The sequence below is a fragment of the Pseudomonas viridiflava genome (assembly GCF_900602065.1).
Classification (GTDB): Bacteria; Pseudomonadota; Gammaproteobacteria; order Pseudomonadales; family Pseudomonadaceae; genus Aquipseudomonas.
Map to the genome: position 1 here is coordinate 493,702 of NZ_UWFN01000265.1, position 17,591 is coordinate 511,292.

At 56.7% G+C, this 17,591-nt stretch carries 13 protein-coding genes; 8 read left to right on the plus strand and 5 right to left on the minus strand.

Annotated features, from left to right (window positions below):
- Window positions 1-49 precede the first annotated feature (49 nt).
- Entirely contained in the window at window positions 50-988 is a 939-nt protein-coding gene (locus EE949_RS17460; protein WP_122665411.1) for a glycosyltransferase family 2 protein, read from the minus strand.
- The gene (locus tag EE949_RS17465; protein ID WP_122665577.1) at window positions 985-1,356 is read right to left on the minus strand and encodes a GtrA family protein; all 372 of its coding nucleotides are present in this window, start codon (window positions 1,354-1,356) and stop codon (window positions 985-987) included. Before EE949_RS17465 ends, EE949_RS17460 begins: the two co-directional genes overlap by 4 nt.
- A gap of 303 nt (window positions 1,357-1,659) precedes the next feature.
- Between EE949_RS17465 and EE949_RS17470 the strand changes: the two genes are divergently transcribed.
- Both EE949_RS17470 and EE949_RS17475 read left to right on the plus strand, forming a co-directional pair.
- On the plus strand, window positions 1,660-2,802 hold the full coding sequence (locus tag EE949_RS17470; RefSeq protein ID WP_122665412.1) for an OpgC domain-containing protein: 1,143 nt from the start codon (window positions 1,660-1,662) through the stop codon (window positions 2,800-2,802).
- A gap of 116 nt (window positions 2,803-2,918) precedes the next feature.
- The gene (locus tag EE949_RS17475; RefSeq protein ID WP_122665413.1) at window positions 2,919-3,593 is read left to right on the plus strand and encodes a hypothetical protein; all 675 of its coding nucleotides are present in this window, start codon (window positions 2,919-2,921) and stop codon (window positions 3,591-3,593) included.
- Window positions 3,594-3,637: 44 nt separating this feature from the next.
- Here EE949_RS17475 and EE949_RS17480 read toward each other — a convergent pair whose 3' ends face one another.
- A complete protein-coding gene (locus EE949_RS17480; protein ID WP_122665414.1) occupies window positions 3,638-4,639 on the minus strand; it encodes a hypothetical protein in 1,002 nt (333 codons plus the stop codon).
- Between the two features lie 427 nt (window positions 4,640-5,066).
- On the opposite strand from EE949_RS17480, the gene EE949_RS17485 reads away from it, so the two are divergent.
- The 3 genes from EE949_RS17485 to EE949_RS17495 all read left to right on the plus strand — a co-directional run bounded on the left by EE949_RS17485 (window position 5,067) and on the right by EE949_RS17495 (window position 9,813).
- Window positions 5,067-8,168, plus strand: a complete 3,102-nt coding sequence (locus EE949_RS17485; RefSeq protein WP_122665415.1) for a biosynthetic peptidoglycan transglycosylase — start codon at window positions 5,067-5,069, stop codon at window positions 8,166-8,168.
- Between the two features lie 290 nt (window positions 8,169-8,458).
- Window positions 8,459-9,046, plus strand: a complete 588-nt coding sequence (locus tag EE949_RS17490; protein WP_122665416.1) for a PadR family transcriptional regulator — start codon at window positions 8,459-8,461, stop codon at window positions 9,044-9,046.
- Window positions 9,043-9,813 carry a siderophore-interacting protein gene (locus tag EE949_RS17495; RefSeq protein ID WP_122665417.1) on the plus strand — a complete coding sequence of 257 codons (771 nt, stop codon included), beginning with the start codon at window positions 9,043-9,045 and terminating at the stop codon, window positions 9,811-9,813. The genes EE949_RS17490 and EE949_RS17495 overlap by 4 nt, the downstream gene beginning before the upstream one ends.
- Before the next feature lie 173 nt (window positions 9,814-9,986).
- On the opposite strand, the gene EE949_RS17500 is transcribed toward EE949_RS17495, so the two are convergent.
- Window positions 9,987-10,640, minus strand: a complete 654-nt coding sequence (locus tag EE949_RS17500; protein ID WP_122665418.1) for a Pr6Pr family membrane protein — start codon at window positions 10,638-10,640, stop codon at window positions 9,987-9,989.
- Between the two features lie 38 nt (window positions 10,641-10,678).
- Window positions 10,679-10,906, minus strand: coding sequence for a VF530 family DNA-binding protein (locus EE949_RS17505; protein WP_087264664.1), 228 nt, complete (start codon window positions 10,904-10,906; stop codon window positions 10,679-10,681).
- Window positions 10,907-11,172: 266 nt separating this feature from the next.
- Here EE949_RS17505 and EE949_RS17510 point away from each other — a divergent pair, with 266 nt between their 5' ends.
- From EE949_RS17510 to EE949_RS17520, 3 genes are all read left to right on the plus strand, one after another.
- Window positions 11,173-13,209, plus strand: a complete 2,037-nt coding sequence (locus EE949_RS17510; RefSeq protein ID WP_122665419.1) for a TonB-dependent receptor — start codon at window positions 11,173-11,175, stop codon at window positions 13,207-13,209.
- A gap of 422 nt (window positions 13,210-13,631) precedes the next feature.
- The gene (locus tag EE949_RS17515) at window positions 13,632-15,014 is read left to right on the plus strand and encodes a carbohydrate porin (RefSeq protein WP_122665420.1); all 1,383 of its coding nucleotides are present in this window, start codon (window positions 13,632-13,634) and stop codon (window positions 15,012-15,014) included.
- A gap of 131 nt (window positions 15,015-15,145) precedes the next feature.
- Window positions 15,146-17,560, plus strand: coding sequence for a glucose/quinate/shikimate family membrane-bound PQQ-dependent dehydrogenase (locus EE949_RS17520; RefSeq protein ID WP_122665421.1), 2,415 nt, complete (start codon window positions 15,146-15,148; stop codon window positions 17,558-17,560).
- Window positions 17,561-17,591: the final 31 nt, after the last annotated feature.

Sequence of the window (17,591 nt, forward strand, 5' to 3'; positions counted from 1 at the left end):
ACACTCTCACGCAGCATGAATTCTTTGAGACCGTAAACCCGCCCTCTTCTCAGGACCCTCTCGGCTGGAAGCCTACCGAACTTTCCACCACATACCGCGGCCTGTGCTTGGCTTCCATATAGATGCGGCCTACATACTCGCCTAAAACACCTATCCCGATCAGTTGAATACCCCCTATCAATAACAGCGCGGTCATCAGTGACGAATACGCCGGGATATCGTTATCCAGCACGATGCTTTGCACTGCACGGTAAACTCCGTAACACACCGAAAACAACGAAAGTGCGCAGCCGACATAAGTCCAGATTCGTAGCGGTACCGTGCTGAACGAAGTCACACCGTCCAGCGCCAGATGCCAAAGTTTCCTTGCGTTGAATTTGGTTTGCCCAGCCACCCGGGCGGCTCGATCATAATCAATGATGACCGTATGAAACCCCGCCCAAGAGAGTAATCCTTTCATGAACAACTCATGCTCCGGCAGCGCTTTTATAACGTCCACGACTTTACGATCCATTAAACGAAAATCGCCTACGTTGGGCTCGATCCGCGTACTGCCGATCACATTCATCACGCGATAAAAAAGCGAAGCCGCGTAGCGTTTCAACGGGCTGTCAACTGAGCGATCCTGACGTCTGGCCAACACGACATCTGCACCTTTTTGCCACTCATTGATCATGCGTGGGATGACGCTTATCGGGTCTTGCAAATCAACATCAATGGGAATGACTGCATCGCCATCGGCATATTCCAGCCCGGCTAATAGGGCAGCCTCTTTGCCGAAGTTGCGGGACAGGTTGATCAGCATCACCTCGTTGTCACCCGCAATGAGTCCCCTGACCAGCAGGTCCGTCTGATCAGTGCTGCCGTCATTGATAAAGACAATCTGCAGGGCAATTTCCTGTAAGGAAGATTCCTGCCTGACAGCCTGATGGAACAGCGGAATGGCCAGCGCCTCATTAAAAACCGGCGTTATCAAAGAGATCTTCAAGAGTACCTCCTGAAAATCAAATACCTGGAACAGCAATAACCCAGGCTCAGGCCAAGCCCTGAAGAAACAACCAGCGTCACCAGCAAAGGCGTTTGCCGAAGATCAGCGATGTGTCCGACAACAAAACTCAGCCCCCCCATAAGGCTTATGAAAAGCAGGTACCCCGACCATGACAACTGGGCGTTGAAGGTATAGAGAGCATTGGCGTAAAACGAAAACGATCCGGCAGCAATAAAGCCAGCTGCGTTGGCCAGCGATTGCGGGGCGTGCCAACCAAGGCACAGCGCGACAAACACCGTCCAATGAATGAAGGTGTTCAAGATGCCTATCAATAGATAACGTGAAAAACCCCTTGGATAAGGCGTCATGCGGGCATCGTCCCTGGCTGTACTCTGGGTACCGGCTTCCCTGACAACCGACAGCACAGCTGGATGCCCCCTTTAGTAAAGGACAGCGTCCTGAATGGCGTATGACCAATGGTCGGAGACTCATCAGGGGCATAGCAGGCAATCGAGACATCCTGTAATTAGCCCACCTTTGCAATTGCGCTGAAAATCATCCACCCTGCCGCGCCGCCGAACCCGTCAGGACACCCTGAGTGACCGGCGGCGCGGAACCTAGAGCCCTCGCGGCTGATCTTTATCCATTACGACATTAAAGAGCCTACCGTTATGAATAACGGACGCGACCTGCGCATCGACTTCTTTCGGGGCCTGGCGTTGATCTTCATTTTTTGGGATCACGTGCCGGACAACCCCCTCGCCCAATTGACCGTACGCAATTTCGGCTTCAGTGACGCTGCGGAAATTTTCGTCTTCCTGGCGGGCTATGCCGCCATCCTCGCCTATGGCCGTATCGCTCGACGTGACGGCTTTGTCGTTTCAACCGTGAGAATCCTGCGCCGTACCTGGGTGCTCTACGTTGTTCACATCTTCTTGCTGACGCTGTTGATGGGCATTGTTTTCGTTGCCAATCATTACGTCGAAACCCGCGACATGATTCAGGAAATGGGCCTGCAACATTTTGTCGCCGACCCTCAACAGGCATTGGCGGATCAACTGCTGCTGCGCTTTAAACCCAACCTGACCGACCCGTTGCCGCTGTACATCCTGCTGCTGCTGGCCTTGCCGTTGATCCTGCCGATGATGCTGCGCAATATGACCCTGACGGTCGGCCTGTCCATTGGGCTGTACTTGATGGTGCCGCTGGAGGGCTGGAATATTTCCGCCTATGAAGGCGGCGGCGTCTGGTACTTCAACCCGGTGGCCTGGCAATTGCTGTTCGTGCTTGGCGGCGCTTGCGCACTGACGTCTGAAGCCAAGCCCGCGATCAAAGTCGATCAACGCCCGCTTACACAACAACCGCTGTTCACGATTTCAGCCTTATACGTATTGGCCGCTGCGGTCATGGCATTCTCCTGGAAGTTTCCGGCATTGCACCCCGTGCTCATGCCGCAATTCGTTGCCGACGGGCTGTATCCGATCAACAAGACTGATCTGGGGCCGATGCGTCTGCTGCACTTTCTGGCGTTGGCCTATTGCGTCGCCAAACTGCTGCCCGCCCGCAACACCTGGGTGCAAAGCTGGCCCGCACGACAAACCTGCCGCATGGGTCGTTATTCGCTGGAAATCTTCTGCCTGGGCGTATTGCTCGCGCCGATGGCTGACATGATCAACGCGTTGGCCGGTGACACCTGGCCTATGCAAGTCTGCACCGCGATCCTCGGTCTGGGCCTGATGATGTTGATGGCTGCCTGGCTCGACTTTAATAAGCGCCTCGGTAAACCCAAACCCGCTAACGCGGTCGCTATTTGAGAACAGCGTCTCAATAAGAGTCCCTCTCGGAAGTTTCCCACAACGTTATCAGGCCAAGTTTCTTCTGGCCTGGCCGTTACGCAAAGGGAGACAAACACCACTGAGAGGGACTACTCGTGAACATCAACAATGCCATTGCCGCAACTCCAGTAAAACTGCCTGTGTCTGTGCCTGTTCCAACCAAAATCGAACAGGAGGTAAAAGCCGCTGCCGTGAAGCCGGAGCGCATTCTGACCGGGGCGGAGAAATTTGCGAAGGAGTTTTACACGAAGGAAGAGGAACCTTGGAAAAAAATGACCAACACCGACTATTCAATGCGTATTCCGACCAACAGAGAGGAATACGTTGAAGGGCAGTATCATAAGTCATTCATATTGCTTGGAAAGCAGCATAAGATATTTAACGCATTCATGGAGGAACTTCACTTCATGGACCCTGACGTAGCGGTAAAAAACTGGAGTTACACGTTAGGACCTGACGGAGAAGTTAAAGTACTGGACCCTAAGGGTAACCTGACGGAAGCTGAAACTGATCGACTGACCGAGGCGATGAACAAATTTAAAGAATTCAAAAGTAATATACAGGATCACGCCAAGACCATCATGCGTATAGTCGACCATGACACCGAGAAGTTCGGGGGCAAATATGATATCAGCCTGCTTAACTTTCACACCATCATTGACTACGGAATAATGAATTTCATCAAAACAGATCGAAACGATGACTGGGAAAGTCAAATTTATAAAAATGCTGAAACACGAGACCACTCTTTGATAGACGTGAAAGCGTAATGAGTGGGCGCTCTACCCTCTTTGAGATAGAGCGCCTCCTTTAACTATTTCCTGCTCTGCCAGTTAATCAGGAATCGATTACAAATATGTCCAAACAAGTAGACATGAGGCTTATCTGCTAAATGGTCAAGCAGGACATTGGTGCCAACATACGTCCCTGTCCTATAACGGCTGGCCCACGTTGCTCTACCCTTCTCAAGGTTCTGAGTAAATTCTTTCGCCAAGGTCCCCCCTTCACACTTACCAAACTCAAGAAGTCTCGAAGCTTTGCCGTCGCTACCCGAGACCAGTGTAATCGAGCCAAGGTTTACAGGACCGAAATGTCCAAATCTCAGCTCCAAAACGCCCCCTTCCAGCGGAGCACCTTTAGAATCCCAGAACTTTACCTCCAGCATCGACTTTTCGATGGCTTGCGTTGCAATAAACCCATCTTTACTGAAATCATGAGGAAACCTCGCCAGCCCCTCCTCGTGGTGGAGGGTGTAATCACGATGCGGGTAGGACCCTAATACAATCTTGTAAGGCGCATTTTCAATCTGAGCGCCCTTGACTGCGCTCACACGAACGTTGACAACGGAGCCAATATCCAGCGCATGAAAAGCTTCTGGAGCTGAAGCACCCTTGATCTTCCAATCGCCTCCATTCACCTGATACTCGACTTTCCAAAGTTGATTAAGCGTCTTGCGCTCCGGCTCTGGCGTCCCCAGCAATACATCCTGGCCACGAACCGAAGTAAAACTATAGTGATGCACCGATGCGCTATTTTCCAAAACCTTTTGAATCTGGTGAATCTTGTCCGATAGCACAATGAAGTCAGGTGCTTCTGCCGCACTCTGTTCTTCAGGCACTACCGCTGGCTCGATAGCCAACTGCGGCTCCAGACCTGTCACAACGGGCTCGTTCTCAGCGTTAACGTATTCTTCGACAACCACGTCCGGAACAACCGGATCATCGCAGTTACACGCCTGCGCCAATAACTGGCATGAAGAGGCTAACAAAACTGCAGACGCGACTGTACTGAGAAACCATTTTTTGTTCTTGTTCATAAAATTTCCTAGATAGTTAAACTTCTGTTTAGACGATTTATGCCAGGCACTGTTAGCACTGACAAAACTGACGTAACCAGCGTTTAATATCCGAGTCAATAATAGACACTAAAAATCAGACGTTTCCTACACTAGCGCTATTATCAGCGTATTTTCCTACTCACTATTCTTCAGTTACACCCTAAAGGCTGTAGGAAAGCCAAGAAAAGGGCTGTCATTCGGTTCGAGACTTTTTCGACGCAAGGATTTAAAAAATCCAGGCCCTGGCCGATACACCTTGAGAGCCGCTGATGGACCTGCGGCCTGAGCACACCAGGGATTGGTACGCAGGATGCGCCCTATCGCCCTGGACAATTTTCCCCGCAATCCCGGTCAGCGACTAAGCTTGAGTCAGGTGCGATTAACAGGTTTAACCGGGCCAATCGAAATGGGCGTTTTACGGCATGCAGATACGAAACAGACGGTGATTACAGCGGACCGTAGTGACCGCGCCCCCATGCCGAAAGCCCCTCGCCGCAAAAGTTACGTGTGGCGCGTATTCTGGGTATTACTGCTCATGGGGATTGCGGCGCTGGCCGTCGCGATGGTGATCGAGTCACGCAGCTCGCGGTTGCAGGCACTGGAATTCAGTCGGTTTGCGGCAAAGCTGAGCTACTCGATGCATCCCGGCCCGAGCGATTCAGTGCTCTATCCTGGCGAAGGCCCGTTCGACAAACGTCTGGGCTACTCCTCGCTGAATGAGTTCCTGCCGCGCCTGCTCAAGCGCGACTATCTGATTACCGAACAGGTCAGATTTTCTTCGGACTTGCTCGACTACAGTAAGCGTGGCTTCTTCGTGCCGTATGAAGAGAAGATTCAGGCGGGCCTGTCGATCACTGACTGCCGCGGAATCGACCTCTACCAGTTCCGTTACCCACAACAGTTCTACCCGACCTTCGCCGCGATCCCGCCCCTTTTAGTACACAGCCTGCTGTTCATCGAAAACCGGGACTTGCTTGATCCACAACAACCCATGGCCAACCCTGCGGTGGACTGGCCACGTTTTGCCAAAGCGGCGATTTCCCAGGTGTCAAAACTGATCGGTTTGCCGGGACAATCTGCCGGTGGTAGCACGCTGGCGACGCAACTGGAGAAGTACCGGCACTCCCCCGATGGCCTCACGTTGTCGGGTTCGGAAAAGCTTCGGCAGATGATTTCTGCCAGCGTGCGTGCCTATCAACCGGGCCAGCAGACCCTGGAGGCACGGCAACGAGTGGTGCGTGACTACCTCAACAGCGTGCCGCTGTCGGCAGTGCCGGGGCACGGCGAAGTGCATGGCATGGCGGAGGGTTTACGGGTCTGGTATGGCGCGGACTTCGTCAAGACCAATCAGGTGCTCACTTCCAGCGCCAGCGATCCGCAAAGTCTTGCAGCACGAGGCCTGGCGTTACGTGAGGTGCTATCACTGGTTATCGCTCAACGTCGGCCCTCGCACTATCTGGCCAAAGGTCGTGCCGAGCTGGCCGAGTTGACGGACAGCCACATTCGTCTGCTGGCGCAAAATCAGGTGATCAATAGTGCCTTGGCCAATGCCGCGCTCAAAGCGGATCTGAGCTATCGCAACTGGGTTGAACAACCCACGATTCAGCCCATCGAGACCAACAAGGGGATCAGCGTTGCCCGCAGCCGACTGTCGGCACTGCTCAACCGCCCGCTGTACGATCTTGATCGACTGGATCTGTCGGCCACCAGCACCTTGCAAAGCGAGCTGCAGAACAGTGTCAGTCAGTACCTCAAAGATCTGGCGGACCCGGCTTTTGCTGCACAGGTCGGGCTGCTGGGCGAACGCTTGCTGACACCCGCCAGTACGACTCAGGTTCGTTACAGCTTCACCCTGTTTGAACGCGGCCCGGACGGTTCCAGGGTTCGGGTGCAGACCGACAGCACCGATCAGCCGTTCGACATCAATGAAGGCAGCAAGCTCGAACTGGGCTCTACAGCCAAGTTGCGGGTGCTGACCACCTACCTGGAAATCATTGCCGAACTGCATGACCGTTACGCGGAACAGAGTCTCAGTGCACTTGGGAAAGAACCTGTAGCCGATCAGGATCGCCTGACACGCTGGGCACTGGACTACTTGATGCAGAACAAGGATCGAGACCTGACGAAGATGCTTTCGGCGGCCCTGGACCGGCGTTATTCGGCCAGCCCTGCGGAGAGTTTTTTCACAGGTGGCGGCATGCATCACTTCAATAACTTTCGCAAGGAAGACGACAACCGCCTGCCGACCTTGCGCGAATCGTTGCGTGAGTCGATCAACCTGCCGTTCATCCGCCTGATGCGCGATGTCGTGCGCTACAGCACCTACCAGGGACCGAACAACAGTGCAGAATTGCTCAAGGATGACGACGATCCGCGCCGTCAGGAATACCTGAGCCGCTTCGCTGACCGGGAAGGCTCGGTGTTCCTGCTGCGCTTCTGGAAACGCTACAAGGACAAGACCACTCAGGAACGGCTCGACACCTTCCTGGATGGTCTTGTCCCGACGCCCATAAGGCTTGCGGCCGTACACCGGTATCTACTGCCAGGCGCCAGTCAGGCCAATTTCAACACGTTTATCCGCGCGCACATGGCTGAGGAAAAAGTCGGACCGAAGCTCAGCGAAAAACGTTTGGCCGATCTCTATGAAAGCTACGGGCCGGGCAAATACAACCTGCCTGACCAGGGCTACATCGCCAAGGCTCACCCGCTGGATCTGTGGTTGGTGGGTTACTTGCTGCAGCACCCGGAAGCGCAGTTCAAGGACGCCGTTGCCGCCAGTCGCCATGAGCGTCAGGAAGTGTATGGCTGGCTGTTCAAGAGTCGCCACAAGAGCGCTCGTGACAGCCGGATTCGCACCATGATGGAGGTCGAGGCTTTTCTCGATATCCACCAGCGCTGGCAGCGTGTGGGCTATCCGTTCGACCATCTGGTGCCGTCACTGGCCACCGCCATTGGCAGCTCCGGCGACCGCCCCGCAGCGCTGGCCGAGCTGATTGGCATTATTCAGAACGACGGTATTCGTTCGCCAACCCTGCGCATCGACAGCCTGCATTTTGCAGCCGACACGCCTTACGAAACACGCCTGGCGAACAATCCGGAACTGGGCCAGCGTGTGTTGCCTTCCGAAGTCGCCGCTGCCATGCGTGAAGCGCTGTCACAAGTGGTCGACAGCGGCACGGCCAAGCGGGTACACGGCAGCTTCAAGTTGCAGGATGGCTCCATCCTGGCAATGGGCGGCAAGACAGGGACCGGCGACAACCGCATCGAAAGTATCGGCTCAGGCGGACGCGTCCTCAGCTCGCGGGCGATCAACCGGACGGCGACTTTTGTGTTCTATCTGGGCGATAACCACTTTGGCACGCTAACGGCCTTCGTACCCGGCCGGGCCGCAGAGGGGTTCCGGTTCACCTCGGCACTGCCGGTGCAGGTCCTCAAAGGCATGGCGCCGATTCTGAATCCGTATCTGGAGCCGGGTGGCCATACGCTCTGTAAAACAGGGCTCATGTAGCTCATTGCTTATGAACACCTCCCTCGCAGCCCTCACAAAGCCTCTGTAGGAGCGAGCTTGCTCGCGATTCGGTTTCTTGGCCGACAAATTCATCGCCTGAGCTGCCTCCATCGCGAGCAAGCTCGCTCCTACAGGCTCGGTGTTTGCAGCGCGACAGTGCGGCGTCAGGGACACCGACTGTGCCTATGCACGGCTGCCAAGTAGCAAACGAGAACCGTTCGTCTTTATCTCTTGCTTCACAGTTAAGATATATCTTAAGGTATATCTAACGTGTAACAGGAGATGAAGAGATGCGTGATGACCCTCACGACAACGACCATCGTCCACCTCATCGCGAGCATGGCGATGGGCGAGATGGTTTTGAAAAACGACCCGGGCGGGAACGTGGCGGCCGCGGACCTCGAGTGTTCGCACCTGGCGACCTGAAATTGCTGCTGCTGGCGTTGATCGCCGAGCAGCCTTGCCATGGCTACGACCTGATCCGCCAGATCGAAGGCATGTTCGACGGCGCCTACAGCCCCAGCCCAGGGGTGATCTATCCCACCCTGACCTTCCTTGAAGAAAGCGAATTGATTGAAGGCGATGCTCAGGGTGGAAAGAAACATTACGCCGCAACCGACGCCGGTCGCGCTTCACTGGCTGAGCAGAAAATCGCGCTGGATGGCGTGCGTATGCGTATCGACGTCAGTAAGCGATCACTGCGCGGCCACGACCGCCCCGCTGAAATCCATGAAGCCGTGCACAACCTGCGCCATGCCTTGCAATTGCATCACGGTCGCTGGAGCCCGGAAGAAATCCTGCGGGTTCGGGATCTGCTCAATAACACGGCCAAAGCCATCGTCGATGGCCCCTACGTCAACTCGGAGAAGCCGGTATGAATTCACAGCAATCCATCCACCGTGTCAGCCATGAGATCAAACGCCGCAAGCTGGAAGTGCTGCGTGTAACCGATATCACACCCAAAATGCGCCGGATTACCCTGCGAGGTCCGGACTTGACCGGCTTCACCAGTCTGGGCACCGATGACCACGTAAAGCTGATTTTCGCTACCACGCCCGAAGAACAAGCCGCGCTGGATAACTTTGTACCGGGCTCACCCAGCGACGGACCAAAGCCGGTCATGCGCGACTACACGCCACGTCGTTACGATGCGGTGAGCGGCGAGCTGGATATTGATTTCGTGTTACACGGCGACGGCCCGGCAGCGACCTGGGCAGCACAGGCTGAACCGGGGCAGTTGCTGAACATCGCCGGGCCACGCGGCTCGATGATCGTGCCGGATATATTCGACAGCTATTTGCTGATCGGCGACGAAACCGCCCTGCCCGCCATCGCCCGACGCCTCGAAGAGCTGCCAGCCAATCGCAGCGCGCTGGTCGTCGTAGAAGTTGCGGACTCCGCTGAGCAGCAGGTTTTTCAAAGCAAAGCGCAGGTTGATGTGATCTGGATCGTGCGAGGCGAACAGGATCTGGTGGACGTCACCCGCCGCCTGGAAATGCCTGAGGGCAAACTCTACGCCTGGGTTGCGACTGAATCGCTGCTGTCGCGCAAGCTGCGCCGGGTATTGCTTGGCGAGTTCGGACTGGACGAGGAGTTCGTGAAGGCTGCGGGTTACTGGCGGCTGGATGGGAGTGATGAGGGCTGACGGACAAGTAGTGCTCATCAAACAACATGCAAAAATGCATTTTCTGTAGGAGCTGCCGAAGGCTGCGAAGCATTTCTGCTGATACACCGCGATCGCAGCCTCCGGCAGCTCCTACAGATCCTATGTTTGCCGCGAGACCGTGCGGTGCAAGACACCGGGGCGCTCCTACAGATTCAGCACTTGGCGCGTAACCTGTCCACTCCAAGCAACACCAGCGCAATCACGATAAAACCGATCAACACCCCACCCGCATTGGTAAACGCCTGCACATAACCAATGTTGCCGACGTTGATAAACGGGTACATGTAATCGCCAATGGAACTGCCGCGCAGCAGCACGTAAGAGAAATAGATGACAGGGTAGAGAATCCACAGCAGCACATGCTCGATCCGCAACATTCCCTTCGGCACGTACAGCCACCAATACAGCAGAAACGCCAGCGGCATGACATCGTGAAGCAGTTCGTCGGCGATCCATTGCCAGCCTTCCGGCTGCCAGAGGTGACGCAGCAGCACGTTATAGGCCAGACCGACCAGCACAATACTGGCGGCAATCCCGCTGCACACCACGGGATGCTGGAAAAAGCGATGCGCCGGGGAACGTCTGCCGGTGAGTGCGCTGGTCAGCACAACCGCCACCAGCGTGTTACTCCACACCGTAAAGAAGCTGAAAAACCGTACCAGCCCACCTATCAGGCTCGCGTCATCGGCCCAACGCGCGATGAAAATTAGGTAAAGCTGAATGGCCAGCCCTGACCATCCCAGGCACGCAGCAATCATCGTATAGCAGCGCTGTCCTTGCGCACTTTTCATGTATTGGAAGTACATCACTGTTCCTTGAAACCCGGCCTTCAAACCGGGCGAAATTACCAGCCTTTACTGCGGTGCAACTTCACGTACAACGCCTCGACCTTCTCCCTGGCCCAAGGCGTCTTGCGCAGAAACGTCAGGCTGGACTTGATGCTTGGATCGCTCTTGAAGCAGCGAATATCAATGCGTTCAGCCAGGCCTGACCACTCGTAATGCTCAACCAGAGCGTTGAGGATTTGTTCCAGCGTTACACCGTGCAAAGGGTTGGAGTGGGGTGTAGTCATGCGAGACCTTCAAGCTGAATGGATAGGGGGCACTTCCCGGAAGCTGCGCACCTTAGCCGAGCCTTCAGACAGCGGGAAGAGCTTAGCGTGCGAAGTCTTTGCATCGGCAGTCAGCTTCCGCCTACCTAGAGCGTAGGACGTTTCCGAAAAGTTCCTCTTTCAGCCGATAAAGAGATGTTATATTGTAACAACAGTTATCCATCTCAACTTGATATCAACGCTGTGCAGGGCGCCTCAGAACGCGCCCGGCTGCCAAGGAACTCCGCATGTCTCGTCCCTCCCATTTCTTGCTCTGGCACCTCACGCCACTGGCAGCTGCCATGCTGCTCGTCTCACCTGCCCACGCCGCCAACACTGTTGATCTGCAGCCGCAGGTGATTACCGCCAACCCACTGGGCAGCGACCAATTGGCATCCCCGGCAACGGTACTTGAAGGCGACGACCTGACGTTGCAGCAAAAAGGCAGCCTGGGTGAGACGCTCAATAAACAGCCAGGAGTTTCGTCTTCCTATTTCGGGCCGGGAGCCAGTCGGCCGATCATTCGCGGCCTGGACGGCGACCGGATTCGCATCCTGCGCAACGGCGTGGGCGCGCTGGACGCATCGTCCCTGTCCTACGACCACGCCGTTCCGCTAGACCCGGTGAACGTCGAGCGCATCGAGATCGTTCGTGGCCCGGCAGCGTTGTTGTATGGCGGCAATGCCATCGGTGGGGTGGTCAACACCTTCGACAACCGTATCCCGACCGAAGCCATTGAAGGTATCCACGGCGCAGGAGAACTGCGTTACGGCGGCGCGGACACAACGCGAAGCAGCGCCGGCAAACTTGAAGCCGGTAATGGCCAGTTCGCTTTGCACATCGACGCCAACGCCCGCGAGTTCAACGACCTGCGCATCCCTGGCTATGCCCGTACCAGCGAGCAACGCGCAGCCGAGGAAGGTAACGACAAGAAACACCGCCTGAGCAACAGCGACGGTCGACAGGATGGTGGCGCAGTCGGCGGTTCCTATACCTGGGACGATGGCTACGCGGGTGTGTCCTACAGCAACTATGACTCCAACTACGGATCGCCTGCCGAACAAGACGTGCGCATCCGCATGGAGCAACAGCACTATGCGTTTGCGTCGGAAATCCGCAACCTGTCGGGTCCCTTCAGTTCAGTGAAAGTTGACGCGGGTTATACCGAATACGAGCACCGTGAGATCGAAGGCGGTGAAGTCGGGACCACGTTCAAGAACAAGGGCTATGAGGCCCGCGTTGAAGCGCGTCATCAACCTATTGGCCCGCTTGAAGGCGTAGTCGGCGCGCAAATTACCCGTGGCGAATTCTCTGCACTGGGCGAAGAAGCGTTCGTGCCGCAGACCGATACTGACGCGGGCGCGCTGTTCATCCTCGAAGAGCTGCAAGCCACTGAGCGGCTAAAGTTGAGCCTCGGCGGTCGCATCGAACACACCACGGTCGACCCGGACGCCAAAGGCAACGAGCGCTTCGCCAACGCCGACAACTCCAGCAGCTTCACCGCAGGAAGCCTGTCGTCGGGCGCTGTCTACACCTTGACGCCAATCTGGTCGCTTGCCGCAACGCTGGGATATACCGAACGCGCGCCGACCTTCTATGAGCTGTACGCCAACGGCGCACACGTCGCGACCGGCACTTATGAGCGCGGCGATGCAGGTCTTTCCAAAGAAAAAGCGGTGTCCAGCGATCTGGCCTTGCGCTTTGACAATGGCACCCACAAAGGCAGCGTTGGGGTTTTCTACAGTCATTTCTCCAATTACATCGGTTTGCTGGGCACAGGTCGCACGCTGGATGACGATGGCGAAGAAGACGCAGATGGCATTCCGGAATACAACTACTCGGGCGTTCGTGCGCGGTTCAGTGGCGTTGAGGCACAAGATCACTGGAAGCTGGGGCAAAACCAGTACGGTAGCCTGGCACTGGAGCTTTCCGGCGATTACACCCGAGCGAAGAACCTCGACACCGGCGAAGCGTTACCTCGTATCGCGCCATTGCGTTTGAACAGCGGCCTGTTGTGGGAACTGGACAAATGGCAGGCCCGGATCGATGTGGAGCACGCCAGCGCTCAGCGTCGCGTGCCGGATAACGAGAGCGGGACTGATGGCTATACGACGCTTGGAGCCAGCGCCGGGTACAAGTTTGATCTGGGTGGCAGCCAGTGGCTGGCTTTCGTCAACGGCGAGAACCTGACCAACCAGACCGTGCGCTACGCCAGCTCAATCCTGCGCGACATCGCCCCCGCGCCAGGGCGCAGTATAGAAGTGGGGTTGCGGACGACGTTTTGATTAGATCCAAAGCCGCCCGCGCGCAATGTGCGGGTGGTAAAAACCTGCGTCGATCGCCTTGTAGGAGCTGCCGAAGGCTGCGATGGCATTCGGTCTGACACACCGCCTCGCAGCCTTCGGCAGCTCCTACAGGAGTGGTGTAGAACCTGTTGGAGCGAGGCTTGCCCGCGAAGGGAATACATCGATAGTAACGAGACACCGCGTGACGGTTATTCGCGGCAAGCCTCGCGCCAACAGACCGTCCTCCCCACTGTTGCAATCCCCGCAATGATCCATGTCAGTTTTGTTGCTTTTTACAAACTCGATAGCCCCCTATCATTACAACCTGCCAGCTGAACCGATTTTGCAACCTCTAAATACGTTGCGAAGCCGCGGCATAGCGCCGCACGCCTTTTTTCAAATAACTCAAAAGAACGATACCTATGTCTGCCGACCCGAGACGTTTTTTGGCTATTGCCCTGCCCTTCCCTTCACGCCGTCGCTTGACTGCCAGGCTCTGTGGGCTCGCCGCTGCAGGCCTTGCCAGCTGTGTTCAGGCCGCCCCGGCATTCGACAGTGATTCGCCATGGATGCTGGGCGACTGGGGCGGTAAACGCACCGAGCTGTCGCAACAAGGCTACGACTTCAAACTCGACTACACCGCCGAAATGGGCTCCAACCTGCACGGTGGTTACAGCCACGACAACGCGGTGCGTTACAGCGACCAGTACGCGCTCGGTGCTCACCTCGATCTGCAGAAGATTCTCGGCTGGCACGATGCAGAGTTTCAACTGACCGTGACCAACCGCAACGGTGACAACATCAGCAACGACCGGGTCAGTGACCCGCGCACCGGCACGCTGTCTTCGTCACAAGAAGTCTGGGGGCGTGGCAGCGTTACCCGCCTGACGCAGCTGTGGTATCAGCAAAAATTCTTTGATCAGGCCTTGAGTATCAAGCTGGGCCGATTCAATCAGGGCGAAGACTTCGGCAGTTTCCCCTGCGACTTCCAGAACCTTTCACTTTGTGGCTCTCAAGTCGGTAACTGGGATGGCGGCACCGTTTACAACTGGCCGGTCAGCCAGTGGGCGATGCGCATCAAATATCAGATCACTCCCGAATTCTTCGCCCAGATCGGCGCATTCGAGCAAAACCCGTCGAATCTGGAAAACGACAACGGCTTCAAGCTCAGCGGCAGCGGCACTCAAGGCGCAGTCTTGCCGGTTGAGCTGGTCTGGTCGCCCAAGGTCAATGGTCTCCCAGGCGAATATCGCGCCGGTTATTACTACAGCACCGCCGACAGCCAGGACGTTTACAACAACAGCAACGGGCAGTCCGCGGCGTTAACCGACAGCGCCTACCGCGGAGCGTCGAGCAAACATGGCATGTGGTTGAACCTGTTGCAGCAGGTGACCAGCCGCGACGGCGATCAAAGCCGCGGGTTGAGCGTATTCGCCAACGGCACAATGCACGACAAGAAGACCAACATGGTCGACAACTACGTCGCTGTCGGCGCGTTTTATAAAGGCCCGTTCGACGCGCGTCCCAAAGATGATATCGGCCTCGCCGTCTCGCGCATCCACGTCAACCCTGCCTACCGCAAAAATGCCGCCGCACGTAATCAGGCGGCCGCTGTTTTCGACTACAACGATCCGGCTTTCACGCCCCTGCAAGACACTGAATACAACGCCGAGCTGTATTACGGCGTGCACCTGACCAACTGGCTGACGGTGCGCCCGAATCTGCAGTTCGTTCGCCATCCCGGTGGCGTGGACAAGGTGGACGATGCGTTGGTGGCGGGCCTGAAAATTCAGTCATCGTTCTGACCGACGGCTGATTTCTGCTGTCATTAGTTCGTATCAACAACTAGTTTCAAAGTATTGCAGGCAATTCCTCCGCGAATCCTGCGCGAATAACAAAGCTTCATCACTTAAATCTGTCCTTGGAGATTCACACTATGAGCACTGACGGTGCTTTGAGTAAAAATCGCCTGCTACCGACATTGCTCGGGCTGGTGATACTGCTGATGGGCCTGGTCCTGCTGGGCCTGGGCGTCAAACTGCTGCAGCTGGGCGGTTCGCTGTATTACTTGCTGGCAGGCATTGGCTTCGCGGTGACGGGCATTCTGCTCATCACCGGACGCCGGGCGGCATTCGGCCTGTACGCACTGATCCTGTTCGCCAGCACCGTCTGGGCTTTGTGGGAAGTGGGTCTTGACTGGTGGCAACTGGTGCCGCGTCTGGCGCTGTGGTTTGCCTTGGGCATCGTCATGTTGCTGCCATGGTTCCGCCGCCCCGTCCTGCGTGGCGAGCCTGGCGGTAAAGGCACCGGCGCACTGACCGTTGCCGTAGTGCTGGCAGGCCTCACTGCGCTGGCCAGCCAGTTCACCAACCCCGGTGAAATCAAGGGTCAACTGGACCGTGACACTGCGGGCACCACCAGTGCCGCGCCAGCCATGCCTGATGGCGACTGGCAGTCCTACGGGCGCACTGGTTTCGGTGACCGTTACTCGCCACTGGCACAGATCACGCCGGACAACGCCAGCAAACTGGTACCGGCCTGGACCTATCGCACGGGCGATATTCCGGGGCCGAACGATCCAGGTGAAACCACTGCCGAGAACACGCCGCTGAAGGTCAACGGCATGCTTTACGTGTGTACTCCGCACAGCCAGGTGATTGCCCTCGATCCGGACACCGGCAAGGAAATCTGGCGCTACGATCCGAAGATCAGCACCCAGAACGCAGCCAACTTCAAAGGCTGGGCGCACATGACCTGCCGTGGCGTGTCGTATCACGATGACGCCGCTTATGCCGCAGCGCCAGCGCAAAGCCCGGCAGCACCGGCTGCTGCTTCCGCGGCGAGCAACGCTTGCCCACGCCGTATCTTCCTGCCAACGGCCGACACTCGCCTGATCGCATTGAACGCCGACACCGGCAAAGTCTGTGAAGACTTCGGTAACAAGGGCGCCATCGACCTGAGCGCCAACATCGGCACTTTCGCGCCGGGCGGTTACTACTCCACCTCGCCACCTGCCGTGACCAAGGACCTGGTAGTGATTGGTGGCCACGTCACCGATAACGTTTCGGTTGATGAACCTTCGGGCGTGATCCGCGCGTTCGACGTCCACACCGGCCGTCTGGTCTGGAACTGGGACAGCGGCAATCCGGACGATACGACTCCGCTTGCAGCGGGCCAGTCTTACACCCGCAACTCGCCCAACATGTGGTCGATGTTCGCCGTCGACGAAAAACTCGGCATGCTTTACCTGCCGATGGGCAACCAGACTCCGGATCAATGGGGCGGCGACCGTACTGACGAGTCGGAGAAATACAGCGCCAGTATCGTGGCTCTGGACATCGCGTCCGGCAAAGTCCGCTGGAACATGCAACTGACTCACCATGACCTGTGGGACATGGACGTGGGCGGTCAGCCGACCCTCATGGACATGAAAACCGCCGACGGCATCAAGCCGGCAGTACTGGTATCGACCAAGCAGGGCAGCATCTACGTGCTGGACCGCAGCAATGGTCAACCGATCATCCCGATCAATGAAGTACCGGTTCCACAAGGCGCAGTAGCGGGCGATCGCACCTCGCCAACCCAGCCCAAGTCCGACCTGAACTTCATGCCGCCGCCGTTGAAAGAACGCGACATGTGGGGTGTGACACCATTTGATCAGGCGCTGTGCCGGATCGACTTCAAATCGCTGCGCTACGACGGCCCGTTCACGCCGCCATCGCTGCAAGGTTCGATCGTCTATCCAGGTAACTTCGGCGTGTTCGACTGGGGCGGTATTTCGGTCGATCCGGTTCGCCAGATCGCATTTGTCAACCCGAGCTACATGGCTTTCCGCTCCAAACTGGTACCCGCGGCAGAAGTCGAAGGCGGCCCGGGTCGCAAGAGCGAAACCGAAGGTGTACAGCCGAACAAAGGCGCGCCATATGGCGTAATCCTTGAAGCGCTGCTGTCGCCGATGGGCCTGCCTTGCCAGGCACCGGCCTGGGGTTACGTGGCCGCAGTTGATCTGACCAACCATCAGACTATCTGGAAGCACAAGAACGGCACCGTGCGTGACAGCTCGCCGGTTCCGATTCCACTGTCCATGGGTGTTCCAAGCCTGGGCGGCACGTTTACCACTGCCGGTGGCGTAGCGTTCCTCAGCGGTACCCTGGACCAATACCTGCGTGCTTACGACGTTCGTAACGGCAAGCAGTTGTGGGAAGGCCGCCTGCCAGCAGGCGCACAAACCACACCGATGACCTACACCGGCAAGGACGGCAAGCAATACGTGCTGGTTGTTGCAGGCGGTCACGGTTCGCTAGGCACCAAGCAAGGCGACTACGTGATGGCGTTCAAACTGCCGGATTGATGATTTGCTGATGCAATGAAAAAGGCGGCCC